At 36.0% G+C, this 13,388-nt stretch carries 13 protein-coding genes; 3 read left to right on the forward strand and 10 right to left on the reverse strand.

What is annotated here, in order from left to right; genetic code table 11:
- Positions 1-62: 62 nt before the first annotated feature.
- On the reverse strand, positions 63-767 hold the full coding sequence (locus DN394_RS26555) for an ArsR/SmtB family transcription factor (RefSeq protein WP_098084614.1): 705 nt from the start codon (positions 765-767) through the stop codon (positions 63-65).
- Between the two features lie 69 nt (positions 768-836).
- Here DN394_RS26555 and DN394_RS26560 point away from each other — a divergent pair, with 69 nt between their 5' ends.
- Together DN394_RS26560 and DN394_RS26565 are read left to right on the forward strand one after the other, a co-directional pair.
- On the forward strand, positions 837-1,307 hold the full coding sequence (locus DN394_RS26560; RefSeq protein WP_097915309.1) for a DinB family protein: 471 nt from the start codon (positions 837-839) through the stop codon (positions 1,305-1,307).
- Positions 1,308-1,448: 141 nt separating this feature from the next.
- Entirely contained in the window at positions 1,449-1,808 is a 360-nt protein-coding gene (locus DN394_RS26565) for a nuclear transport factor 2 family protein (RefSeq protein ID WP_098128178.1), read from the forward strand.
- Between the two features lie 137 nt (positions 1,809-1,945).
- Here the strand turns inward: DN394_RS26565 and DN394_RS26570 are convergent, their stop codons facing one another.
- The 8 genes from DN394_RS26570 to DN394_RS26605 form a co-directional block, all read right to left on the reverse strand.
- A complete protein-coding gene (locus DN394_RS26570) occupies positions 1,946-3,094 on the reverse strand; it encodes an acyl-CoA dehydrogenase family protein (protein ID WP_046959856.1) in 1,149 nt (382 codons plus the stop codon).
- Between the two features lie 152 nt (positions 3,095-3,246).
- The gene (locus DN394_RS26575; protein ID WP_000662231.1) at positions 3,247-3,879 is read right to left on the reverse strand and encodes a YdcF family protein; all 633 of its coding nucleotides are present in this window, start codon (positions 3,877-3,879) and stop codon (positions 3,247-3,249) included.
- Positions 3,880-4,209: 330 nt separating this feature from the next.
- Positions 4,210-4,797, reverse strand: coding sequence for a GNAT family N-acetyltransferase (locus DN394_RS26580; protein WP_098128174.1), 588 nt, complete (start codon positions 4,795-4,797; stop codon positions 4,210-4,212).
- A gap of 112 nt (positions 4,798-4,909) precedes the next feature.
- The gene (locus DN394_RS26585; RefSeq protein WP_098209073.1) at positions 4,910-6,238 is read right to left on the reverse strand and encodes a YjiH family protein; all 1,329 of its coding nucleotides are present in this window, start codon (positions 6,236-6,238) and stop codon (positions 4,910-4,912) included.
- A 113-nt stretch (positions 6,239-6,351) separates the two neighbouring features.
- Positions 6,352-7,230 carry an aminoglycoside phosphotransferase family protein gene (locus DN394_RS26590; RefSeq protein ID WP_098209072.1) on the reverse strand — a complete coding sequence of 293 codons (879 nt, stop codon included), beginning with the start codon at positions 7,228-7,230 and terminating at the stop codon, positions 6,352-6,354.
- Entirely contained in the window at positions 7,231-7,746 is a 516-nt protein-coding gene (locus DN394_RS26595) for a GNAT family N-acetyltransferase (RefSeq protein WP_098209071.1), read from the reverse strand.
- Between the two features lie 164 nt (positions 7,747-7,910).
- Positions 7,911-8,345, reverse strand: coding sequence for a ferritin-like domain-containing protein (locus DN394_RS26600; protein ID WP_000282807.1), 435 nt, complete (start codon positions 8,343-8,345; stop codon positions 7,911-7,913).
- Positions 8,346-8,504: 159 nt separating this feature from the next.
- On the reverse strand, positions 8,505-9,725 hold the full coding sequence (locus DN394_RS26605) for a YhgE/Pip domain-containing protein (protein ID WP_098209070.1): 1,221 nt from the start codon (positions 9,723-9,725) through the stop codon (positions 8,505-8,507).
- Positions 9,726-9,857: 132 nt separating this feature from the next.
- Here DN394_RS26605 and DN394_RS26610 point away from each other — a divergent pair, with 132 nt between their 5' ends.
- Positions 9,858-10,475 (forward strand): TetR/AcrR family transcriptional regulator, encoded by a 618-nt coding sequence (locus tag DN394_RS26610; RefSeq protein ID WP_001205697.1) that lies wholly within the window; start codon positions 9,858-9,860, stop codon positions 10,473-10,475.
- 55 nt (positions 10,476-10,530) lie between these two features.
- Here DN394_RS26610 and ppsA read toward each other — a convergent pair whose 3' ends face one another.
- Entirely contained in the window at positions 10,531-13,137 is a 2,607-nt protein-coding gene (ppsA, locus tag DN394_RS26615; protein ID WP_149294409.1) for a phosphoenolpyruvate synthase, read from the reverse strand.
- Positions 13,138-13,388 lie beyond the last annotated feature (251 nt).

Consider the following 13,388-nt stretch of genomic DNA (forward strand, 5'->3'; position numbering starts at 1 on the left):
AGTCTATATAAATATAGACTCAGGTTATTTCATGCCGTTTACTCGACAGGAGACACTGCATTTTAATAGGATTTTTTATTTTCCATGTCAATGCCTAATTGTTCTTTCAAGAACTTCATACCTTTTTTTGTAAGATGAACAGCCCGATTCTTATCTGTTTTTGTAATCCATTCCTGTTCAAAAAATAGTTTTGCTATTGCAGATCCTAACCAACCAGCAATATGGTAGCGTCGTTCACTCCAATCAAGACAAGGTTTTGCAAATATTCTTCTCTTTATATCTGCCGTTTCAATATTTATTCCAAAATTCAGAAACCACTGCTTACCTTGTTCCGTTACAATGTATTCTCCTTTCTCTAAAATTATAAATTCCTTATCTAATAATTTTTCGGTTATCTCTACACCGAGTCTGCCTGCAAGATGATCATAACAAGTTCGAGCATAACGAATTTGTTTTAGCTGATCAGATTGTTTTAAAGACCGAACTTGGACTGTTGGTGCAATTGTTCCCAACTTTTCAAGAACTTCTGCTACCTCTTGATTAGCAAGTCGATAGTAACGATGTCTACCATGTTGTTCAACTGTAAGTAGATTCCCCTCTACTAATTTAGAAAGATGAGAACTAATCGTTGGATGTGACACTTTTGCCTTATAAGCCAATTCGCTAGCAGGTAGTGCCTGATTGTTCATTAAACAATCTAAGATAATTGCTCTTGTAGGTTCAGCAATTAGTTTAGCTATATATGAGATATTCGGATATACATTCATATTTCGATGATACCCTAACTGTTAAATTGATACAATTATTTTAAGTTTAATAGTAAAGGAGAATGTATTATGAACGTAATTGATCTTAGTATATTAAATTTGAAAGAAACAAGAAGGCGCTCAGAAAAGTTATGGAATTCTCTTCCCGATAATTTTCTTAATTGGAAGCCTGATCATGAGGCCATGTCCTTTGGTGAGATGATTCGTCATGTTTGGACCTCAACTTTTTACTATCATATGATTTTAAAAAACAACGGCTCAATAAATGACATACATATCCCGTATGATGACGAGCCAATTACTTGTGTAAAAAAAGAAATTGAATTGGCACAATCATACTTTACTGACTTTATAGAATATGTTCAATCCATAAGCATAACAGAGCTAGATTCAAGACTTATTGATCGAAGCGATGTTGGCTATCAACGATATTTAGGCGACATGCTATTACGAATTGCCTATCATGATGCGGTCCATGCTGGTCAATTTTTACAATATTTACGAATGGTAGATTTGGAAAGACCTTTAATTTGGGATTAGATAAGACAAATGTTTACAACGCTTCTATACTGGCATTATAATAATACGCAACCAATTATCTAACTAGTTAAAATCCTTTTCGTTAGTAAAAAAAAGAGCAGTTTAGTTGTTGTACAATAATTAATATATGGGGATGATCACGTGAAAAAGCACTCCGAATTAAAAAAGCATTTATGTGAACTAGAGGAAAAACTATTAGAACCTAAAACTCGTACAAATCCAGCTGAACTGGACAAATTACTTGCAGACAATTTTTTTGAGTTTGGAAGTTCAGGAAACATTTGGTATAAGAAGGACTCTGTTGGTGGAGACGGACTTAGTGTAAGAGAAATGACTCTTTCTAATTTTGAAATATACTCTATATCGGACGATACAGTGTTGGCAACATATCGTGTAAGAGATGAAACTAGAATGCAGAATACTTTGCGAAGCTCCATTTGGAAACTGATAGAGGGAAGATGGCAAATGTTTTTCCATCAAGGAACACTTACAAAATCATGATAACCATTTATATTAAAACGCGTGCTTTTTAAACTAGTATATCCAACTAATAAAAAGCACGTGTTCGATTACTAATCAAACACGTGCTTTCAAAACAACTATATTGCACTTAAATAATAAAGTTCAAGCTAAAAAAACTACGACCGAAACGCCGCATCCGCCAACATAGATAGTGTTGCATCATCCATCGGCGGATTGTGTAGTCCTGCTCTGACGTTTAAATAGTAACGGTGAAGCGGATTTTTTTCTGATAAACTTTTTGCTCCTACGATGCGCATTGATTTATCCACTATGGATATCGCCGCATTTGTTACGGCGTATTTCACTGCCGCTAATTCTGCTTGCAGTGACAGTTTATCTTCTGCCTCATCGTATTTTTTCGCAATTTGATATAAAAAGACGCGAGCTTGCATAAGCTCGAGTTCTAACTCTCCGACTAATCTTCTAACATTCGGTAATAAACTAATAGAATGGTTTAAACTATTTGGCTTGTATGATTCCGCAAACTGAACTGCATAATTTCTTGCTGATTGTGCAATTCCTAAATAACATGCTGGTATATGTAGCAACCAGCCAATACCCTTTTGTTTCACTTTCCCGCCCTTTACATCTGTAAAAAAGCGACTTTCTATCTCTACATTTTGTAAGACAAGGTCGTGACTAGCAGTCCCTCGCATTGCAACGCTATCCCACGTTTCTTCAATGGATACACCGAGTGTATTTCTTGGAATGACAAACTCACCAACTTCTTCTTTGCCTTCAATACTTGCTGAAATAATAAAATAATCAAGTACTGGCGCCATCGTTGTAAAAGTTTTTCTTCCATTTATAACCCACTTCTCGCCTTGTTGAACCGCTATTGTTTCTGGCTTACCGCCACGCGTCGGACTCCCTGTTTTCGGCTCTGTTGCTGCTCGGTTAAAGAGCGCACCATTACGCACTTCCTCGCAAAACCATTTGAACATCTCATCATTCCAAGAGCGGTTTTCCGCTAGTTCTTTCACAATGCCAATATGCCAGCCAATCGATAATGCAGTAGCTCCGCAGCCTTCCGCAATTTTCTCTTGAAATAAAACGAAGTCATATAAAGAAATCGCACTACCACCAAATTCCTTCGGTAACGTTAATTTCGTATATCCGATATCTTTCAAATCATTTATATTTTCATACGGAAATGATCCTAATTCACTTAGTTGATGCTCCCTTTCCATGAACTTCGGAATCAATTTATTTATTTGTTCAATAATGAAAGATTGTTTTTCTGTTTCAACAAATGAGAGTGCCATACTATAATCTCCTTTATGCTCGATTCATAAACCGTTCATTTTGTCATTATGATTATATGAAGCTACCTCTCTATTGTTTCACTATTCCGATAAAAATACAATGTTTTTAACTAATAAGAAAAGTTCCTATTTAAAGATAGGTTCTTTTCTTATTAGTCTCCCTTCAATGCCTTTAATGGCAACGAGGTTACATATCCAATGTACGAGAATAATTCTTTAAAGAAGAATGGTATTTCTGTGTCTAACGTTTTATATGCTGATGTCGGCGTTGGTGAAGCATACGCTTCAATATTAATATGTTTTGCGATTCTCATTGCGCGTTTCATATGAAGTGGATCACTTACAATCGTGTATGTGCGTATTCCGTTCTCTATTCCAACTTCCTTCGCATTCTTTAAATTTTCTTCAGTGAAAAGGGATTTTGTTTCAATTAAAATATCTTCCTCTTTTACACCTTGTTTCATTGCATATACTCTTGCAGTACGGGCTTCCTCAAGTTCTGCCTCGAACTTTGTACCACCTGTAAAAATAATCTTTTTAATATTTCCGTTCTTATATAAAGAAATCGCATGATTAATTCTTTCTTTAAATACAGGAGATGGTTTTCCGTTCCACGAAGCTGCTCCTAGTACGATACCAGCATCCGTTTTCACGCCATCATTTGTTTTAAAACGATAACTCCAAATATCATAAGCTGCATAACTTACATATAAAATAGCAGAACAAATCATTAGTAAAAATACTTGAAAGATTCGTCTTTTCTTACTCTTCTTATTTTCTTTCATTTGTAATTGCCTCCGTACATCATCCATACTTCTATAAAAAAACATTTATATCAAATCGTTTTGTTTGAGTTTATTTAAAAGAAGGAACTTTACTTGTTATTTATGTATAAAAGGGTTTTCATTTAAAATTGAGGATTATCAATTCATTTTTATTTGCGGTTTTCATTACATGTTTTAAATTCATAAGTTTATTACCATACAACTACATTGTAACGAATTTTTTCTCAGAAGGGAACGATGAAACAAAAGGAATTAAAATAAAGTAGCATTTTGTAAGAAAAAAGGTATATTTTTCATACATCGCGAACAATATACCTTTCAAAACACGAATTATAACTTTTCTTTATACAACTCTAATTTTTCTAACAATTGTTCTTTTATGCCTGGCCATTCACTCGAGATAATACTGTACACAACTGCATCTCTCACATAACCATTCGGTAATTTTCTTTCATTTCTAAGCACACCCTCTTTTACTGCGCCTAACCTTTCAATTGCTCGTTGTGCTTTTTCATTTCTTGCATCCGTCTTAATTTGTACTCTCAGCATACGTAATTTTTCAAAAGCATACTGGAGAAGCATGTACTTACACTCTGTATTTATACTCGTACGTTGCACACTTGGATGATACCACGTTTGCCCTAACTCGACTGTCTTATTTTCTACTGAAATATTATATAAGCGTGTACTCCCTACAATCGCATTCGTCTGTTGATCCACTACAACGAAAGGTATTTGAGTCCCCTTCCCATAACCCTGTATCGCTTTTTGAACATATTGCTGCATATCTTGAACACTATCCATTTTAGAAATTAAATACGCCCAAATATCCCGATTTCCTTCTACAATCGAAAACAAAGTTTCGACATCATCACTATCTATTAACCGTAACTTTGCTCTTTTATGAATTATTTCCATTTGTTCCCCTCCTCTTTTTTAACTATATCATACAAAAAAACATCTTATAATCTACATATCGTAAATTAACAAACATAAAAAAACTCGCTTTTCTTTAAAGCGAGTTCATTCTTTATAGAAGTATGTAAGCAATCGGCGTAATAATAAGTAACGTTAAGATCGTTCTTTGTACATAGAGAATAATAAGTTCCGATACTTTTAACGGAATGTCTGTCGATAAAATACAAGGAATGGAAGCTGAGAAGAACAATATAGATGATACCGAAACAACCGCAATGACAAACTTTGTCACAAGTGGTGCACTTACTACTAATAATGATGGCAAAAACATTTCCGCAATACCAACGGATACCGCTTTAGCAGCTAAGTCTGCTTCTGGTAATTGTAATAGCCATGTAAATGGATAGAAAATATAGCTGATCCAATCAAATATTGGTGTAAACTTTGCTAAGATGATACCAATTAACCCTACTGACATAATTGATGGTAAAATTCCCATCGTCATAATAAAACCGTCTTTTAAGTTCACTGCAATATTTTTCATAATACTCGGTGCAGATTTTGATACTTCTAACGCATCTTCCCAAGCTCGTTCTAGCATTTTTTCTTTATAAACAGGCTCTGGGAACCCTTCTTCCGTTACATATGTATCTGGTTTTCTACTAAGGGGTGGGATTCTTACGGTGATAGCAGTTACGATGAATGTTACAACGAGAGTAGTCCAAAAATAAACATTCCATAAATGCATAATGTCTAATGTTTTTGCGATGATAATCATAAATGTTGCGGATACTGTAGAAAAGCCTGTAGCGATAATAGCTGCTTCTTTTGTCGTATATTTTCCTTCTTTATACACGCGGTTCGTAATTAATAACGCCAATGAATAGCTCCCTACAAAGGAAGCAACCGCATCGATTGCTGATCTTCCCGGTGTTTTCCATAACGGTCTCATAATTGGACGGCAAAATGTACCAATAAATTCTAGTAATCCGTACCCGACTAATAACGCTAAAAAAGCTGAGCCAATTGGAACGAGTAAACTTACCGATATTACTAGTTTCTCATACAAAAACGGCCCTACATCTGGCGCAAAGAACCAGGCTGGTCCCACTTTAAAACAATATAGTACACCGAAAACGACGCCAACTACTTTTAAAATAGAAAAACAAATGTCTACGATAGAAGCATTCCATTTCTTCGTATAAAACGGATAAATTGCACCCATTACCATAACAAGTAGTGCGTAATAAGGTACTACTCCTGGAACCGAAGCCCGGACCCAAGATACGATATGATCAATCATAATGGACGAAGCACCATTTATCGTAACCGGTACGAAAAACATAAACACCCCAACGAGACTAGCAAGTATAAACCGAAGAATGATCCTCTTCTCACTCCCTGTCTTAATTACATTCCTTTTTAATTCAATTTCACTCAAAATTCGACACCTCCTATTTATCTAAATATTCTGTATAATTATGTTAGATTCCTTCTTTCGATTTCTAATATTTAATCATATGAAAAAGCCTATTTTGAAATAGGCTTTTTCTATTACCTCTCATAATCATCCACAATCACTTGAATGACACGATACGATTCTTCCGCCACTATCTTATTACTAATCTTATTCGCATCATACGTAATTAACGCCTTCCAAAGTGCCCATCCTCTCGCCCTATTCCACGTTTCTTTATCTATGCGCAATACTTCTTTAAATACGTTTCTACTATTCTTATCAAAAAACGTCCAAGCCATCGCTGCATCACAAGCCGGATCTCCTACTCCTAAAATACCAAAATCAATTACGGCGCAAAGCTTTCCGTCCTTAACGAGTAAATTTCCTGGTGCAACATCTCCATGAACCCAAACTGTTTTACGCTCCCACGTTGACTGAAGTGCTACATCCCAAAGATGCTTTAATACGTTTTCATCAAAAACGTCCTTATTATTCTCGATCGCACCTCTCGCCTCTTCATTATATACAGATATAAGCCCACCTCGGTAAAAATTATGTGCTCCAGCTATCGGTCCGTTACTCGCATCAATGGATTGCAATTCTATTAAAAATGCTCCTAAGTCCGCCGCAAATTCATTTAGGTCACGGACATTTTGTTTCGTAACAGTATCTCCTTCTATCCACTTATTAATAGACCAAGGCCACGGATACTCTTCAGATGGATTTCCTTTCGCAACTGGTGTAGAAATCGGTAAAGAAAGATTCTTACTTAATAGAGGTAGCCACTTATTTTCTTTCTCTACTTGTGGTGCATATGCCGCATCACTTGGTAATCTTACACTCATCTCATCCCCTAGGTGAAACGTTCTATTATCATGCCCACTAAACTTTACAGGCTTCACTTCTAAATGTGCCCATTCAGGAAACTGTTCCCCTATCAACCTTTTAACTACATCAGTATGAATTTGATTCATTCACTTGCCCCTTCTCTTTTGAAATTTACTAAGTCCATCTGTACTCCCAACATATTCAAAACCATTTTTCTTATAAAAATCATTCAACGTACGATTATGTCCAACACAATCTAGCTTCAAGTACTCTTTATCATGTTGTACATTTTCGTATACCCACTGTAAAATCCCTTTTCCGATTCCATGCCCCTTATACTTCCGTTTCACCGCAAATCTATGAATATATAAAGAATCGGAAACTTCCTCTTTACCAAAAATACGCTCATCCCATTCATTTTGTTTAGGAGATACTGTCACTGTACCGATAATTTCATCTTCCGTTGTAATCACATATGTATATTTCTCTCTTATACCTTCTAGTATTTCATCCGTAGCCTCTCTGCCTAACAGATACTGCCACTGATCCACTTCTTTATATTGTAGCCACTGCGCTACTTCTTGTAATAGATTGATAATGCTATCGCTTTCCTCTTCAGTAGCAATTCGAATTGTATATTCTTTAACTGTATTCCTCTTCATATTGCTGTTCTCCTTTCAAAACTTACTTCTCTCTTTATTAATTTGCGTTTTATACATTATATACCAAAAATAATCATTACACCTTCAAGGTATCTATTTTACAACTTGTATTCCACAAAAAAACCGCTCCACTACTAGTGAAACGGTCTTAATCCCCTAGGCATTCACTTCGTCTTCACAAAATAATATAAAAACCACACTGCATGATTTTGTTCATCGGCAGCTATTCTACGCAGTAACTCTTTCAAATGTGCATCTGATGCTTCATCTGAAATTTCCAAGTAAAAATCTACTGTCTTCTGTTCATCTTGTATTGCGAATTCTAATCCTTGTAAGTACGTATTCGGACATTCTTCTGTAATTTGTGGTTTTGGCTGCTGACCAGTTAAATTTGTATAGATCTGTACAAACTGATGAAAATGCTTTATTTCATCATTACGAATTTCAAGAATTTGATTTCTTTCCGCCACATTTGGAGCCATATTAGCTAATTTCGCATAGCAATTTATAGCACTAAACTCTCCATTAATTGCTTTCTCAATATCACGAATCAACTTATCATTTTGCCTATACCAATCATAATCATTCGAATTATACATCGTATCCCCTCCATTATTTCTCATAACATTTTATGCAATTTGAAATAGTAGGAGCATGTATACAAAAAGAACCACAAATACGAACTCTTCTTTTCCCTATAGACTAATAACCATTTCACCACAAAAAAACGCTTCACTACGAGTGAAACGTCCTTTTTTCTAAGCGTTCAATTCTGTTTTATGTTTCTTTATTGCACTACGTTTGAAAGCAGTCATTAGAATAATAGCCATACTTACCGCACCAATCCAAACAAGCACAGTAACAGGTGTACTCCAGCTTAACCCTTTTCCGAAGAAAAAGATTTCTCTAAGGCCTTCAATCATAAATTTCATTGGTAACCATGAATACACCCAATCTTGATAAAATGGCGACAACATTTCAGGTGCTAATGATAATAACGGGGCACCGAAGAATAGTAAGAGTGCGAATACACCAATTCCTTTTAGTCCAACTAGTGAAAGTACCGCTGATATCATTAAGAAGAAACTAAAGGACGTAATAGATAAAAATAGTGCCGTATCTGTAAAGTTCGAAATATTTAACCCTACCACACCACCTGCGATCCATGTAAGACCAAACCCAATTACAATTGTCGCAACTGCTCCAGCTACTATTTGTTTTAATTTTAATACAAAGTTTTCTTTTCTTGTACCTACCGGCATTTTGCTTATCGCAATAAAGATAATCGCTGCACTGGCTAAACTTGCAATCCATAATGGCTGGAACAATGAAATTGGCGAGTTACCGTTCGCACTATTTTTGCCGATTTCATTCACATTTGTCACTTTCTTTGCAATAGGTGTGACTACATTTGAAACTTGATCTGCTGTTAATGTAGCCCCTTTTGCTTTCAATCCTTCGAGTAGTTGTGTGCGAACAGTATTGTTCATATTCTCAACGATCGCATTTAACATTTGTCCTGCCATAGTTGAAGCTGCTGTATTCATTCCTTGATTTATGAATATTTCTACCTCTGGCGAAGATGGCTGTGGTGTTCGTAGTGATGCTTGTTTTGTGCTAAAGTCTTTCGGAATAACTAATGCTGCGTAATATTCTTGATTATTTAAGCCTTTTTGAACTGCTTCTTTATTTTTCACTTCTACCCACTTCACCGCAGGTTCTTCCTCTGATTTTGATGTCTTTTTCATATTATCAACAATCGTTTGCCCCATATTCATCTTCGGTTGATTCGGAATTTCTACTCCTTGATCCTCATTTACAATTGCGATTGGCAAGTTTTTCGGCTGAGGTTGAACGGTTGGAAATAACGTTAATGAAAAAATAAAAACAACAAGTAGTGCAATAACCGGTGATAACAATAAAAGTTTATTTTTAAACATTTTCTTTTCTCCTCCTATAATTTGATTTATAATAACCAACAACGTGTTGTTTATTTATATTTTGAATTATATGTTTGAGTTGAACCTTATACAATAATCAAAAATCGTGAATGTGTCGGTTATCATACACATTCTTGAAATGTGTTGGCTAAAATGAAGGAGGGATATACTTTGCGTGATAGTAATTTAGATTTACGTGTTGTTCGTACGAAAACTGCCATACGAAATGCATTGGTGGAATTAATTGAAGAAAAAGGTTTTGACGCCATTACAGTGAAAGATATTACAACGAAAGCGAACATAAATCGCGGTACTTTCTATGCGCACTATCAAGATAAATTTGATTTAATGACGAAATGTCAAGAAGAAATTATGTATGAATTTTCTAGCATTGCAAAACGGAAGTTTCCAGAAGTTATTGCGGATCTTGGATCAAATCCTTCCCCAACAATGCCGTTTATACTTATCACTTCTATCCTTGAATTTCTAAATGAAAATAGTGATTTTATGAAAGCTGTGCTAAGCCCAAAAGGAGATTTATCTTTCCAAACAAAACTGAAAGATTTTATGTGGAAAACACTATTTGAAGATACGAATGGTGCTCTCATTAATAAAGAGAACTTACTTGTCCCAAGCCAATACTTAGCCTCTTACATGGCTTCTGCTCATATTGGTGTCATTCAGCAATGGTTAAATAATGGCCAAAAAGAAACACCTGAGGAAATTGCTCGTATTTTATCAACAATTGCAGTTCATGGCCCTTTTTATGCGGCTGGTTTAAAGAAATAAGTCAGCTACATAATAAAAGATCATCCACTATAATAGCGGATGATCTTTTATTTCATTACAACACTTCAACATACCCTTCTGTTCCATGTACCCGAATTCGTTGCCCATCTTTGATTCGTTTCGTAGCATTCTCTACTCCGACGACTGCTGGCAATCCGTATTCACGTGCAATCACTGCTCCGTGCGTCATAAGTCCTCCAACTTCGGTGACTAAACCTTTTATAGACACAAACAATGGTGTCCAGCCAGGATCAGTAAAAGCAGTAATTAATATATCCCCTTCTTCTAAATTCGCTTCTTCCATGTTTAAAATAATGCGAGCTCTTCCCTCAACTACTCCAGAAGAAACAGGCAGACCAACAATCGCATCCGCCGGAAGATTTTCTCGTTTATATTTACCTGTAATGATTTCTCCATCAGACGTCATAACGCGGGGAGGCGTTAGTTTTTCATATAATTTGTACTCATTTTTTTGTTTATGAATAACCTCGTAATCTAGCTTATTCGTGCGAACAACTTCATGAAGCTCTTCAAAAGTTAGGTAGTATATATCATCGACTTCATGAATGACACCGTTCTGCACAAGTTGCTCAGCTTCTTTCAATAATGCCTGCTTATATATGAAGTAACGATTAATCATGCCGTATTTTGGATATTCACGATAACCGATACAATTACGGATGTTACGAATCATTCGCTTCGTTTCTTCTACTTTTTGTGTACCCTCCGGCAAATGTTGCAATCGCTCTAATAACTCTTCTTCTTTGTTCAAAGCTTCCTGCAGCCCTTTTTCAAACTTCCGCTTACTAGCACCAGCTTCAAAGTCTCTTATGTTATTTAAAATCATCGGGATAATGGTTGTTGGCTTTTCACTCCAGCGCGTTTTCGTAATGTCGATTTCTCCGCTACATCTCATTCCGTATTTATTTAGAAAAGTTAGAATGGCATCTCGAGCTTTTTCTCCGCCTTTAAATTGAACTAATTCATCTAAAAAGTTATCATTTTCTACATGTTGTAAATACGCAATAACTTCTGGATATGGCCGAATCACATCAGCAACATCGAGTAATGCTAGCCCCATTTCAGACGTAATATTATTTTGTACGGATTGAGAAAGTGTGTCTGCTGCATTCTTTTCGCCTAGCCATTGCTCCATCTTTTCATTGATCCATGTTGAAGCATCCATACCTGCCATAATGACAGCCATACTTTGCGGATGAAATAATATTTTCTTTAATTGCTGAATATCTTCCAAAATAAAATCAAGTACATCCACCCCTGATTTTGTTTGCATGTTTCGTTTTAACTCTTCAATTGATGCTTGATTCATTTCTATTAAATCCGTAACGATTGCTGGATTGTTTTCGACTTCTGGTTGCGAACTTGCAAGTGGTCCACTTTTACCAACACTCTTTTCTTTTTCTTCATCTCGTAACAATGTAATAAAATCATCTCGCTCGACTACAGTCGTTAATGCATCTTTAATAAGCGGTTCCGAATTCCCTATCATATTTAATAAAAGTTCTCTACTAGTAGGCGAAGCCAATCTTTGTGCAACATCAACAAACAACCTTCCTCCAGCTTGAAACCTCTGTCCAAAAGATGTTAACTGGAATAAAGACATTCCTAATGGCTTCAAGGGATCGGTCATCATTTGCTGGTGACCAACCGATACATACACATGATTTTCCCCATCATTTACTTCTGGTATTGGATATAAAGTCGTGATTGGGCGACTTTGAACAATATAAAATGTATCATTCACTAAACACCATTCAATATCTTGCGGACAACCAAAATAAGCTTCAATCTGTCTTCCGATCTGTGCTAGTTGTAAAATTTGTTGTTCAGACAATGTTTGAATTTTTTGCTGAGCCGGATCAATCTGTTTCGTCTCCGTTCCGCCCTCTTTTAAAGCATAAATAGCTAATTTTTTAGTCGCTATCATCATTCCGGCAATTTCGCCTTCTTTTACTTTATAATTATCGGCAGAGACCAGTCCTGATACTAATGCCTCACCAAGTCCAAAACTGGCATCAATTGATACTACCTTTCGGTTAGAAGTAACCGGATCAGCAGTAAATAAAATGCCCGAAGCCTCAGGGAAAACCATTTTTTGAACGACAACACATATAGAAACTTGATTATGTTCAAAATCATTTTGCATGCGGTACGTAACTGCTCGCTCTGTAAATAAAGAAGCCCAGCACTTTCTTACATGCTGCAAAATCGCTTCTTTACCGATAATATTTAAATACGTATCTTGTTGACCAGCAAACGAGGCATACGGCAAGTCTTCAGCCGTAGCACTCGAACGCACGGCATACGCATGTTCATTTCCAAAACGTGAGAGATAATGAGCTACCGCTTCCACTACATCAGTAGGGATTTCTACTGCCATAATGACTTCTCTAATCTTCTTACTCATTTCACCAATTTGAGCTCGCTCTTCCTTTTTCAACTTTGTTAGTTGCTGCAACAAAGTTTGAAGCTCCTCATTTTGCTCGATGGCCTTTTCATATCCTACCGTTGTAACACAAAATCCTTCTGGCACTTGTATCCCTTGAACGCTTGATAACTCCCCTAAATTCAATCCTTTTCCACCAACGAGTGCAAGCTGCGTGTTTTCTATTTCCTGAAAATCGAGAACGAAAGAACTCATTTACCATCTCTCCTTACTATGCATGTGTTCTTGATTGTAGCAGTAGTAAATACGAATAAACAGTCTATTTCGAACGTGATTTACATGATATAATTAAGTTAGGAAGAGATATTCCCCCTCTAATTCACTTCAACTACATCACCAAACTTAAACATCCTTTGATTATGAAAAGCATCGGTACAAGTAATCGTCTTATTTAATGGATTTATATCAGCTACTGTTATGTAATTTTCATATAAATACACATTAAA

The organism is Bacillus sp. BB081 (assembly GCF_008368895.1).
Classification (GTDB): Bacteria; Bacillota; Bacilli; order Bacillales; family Bacillaceae_G; genus Bacillus_A; species Bacillus_A wiedmannii.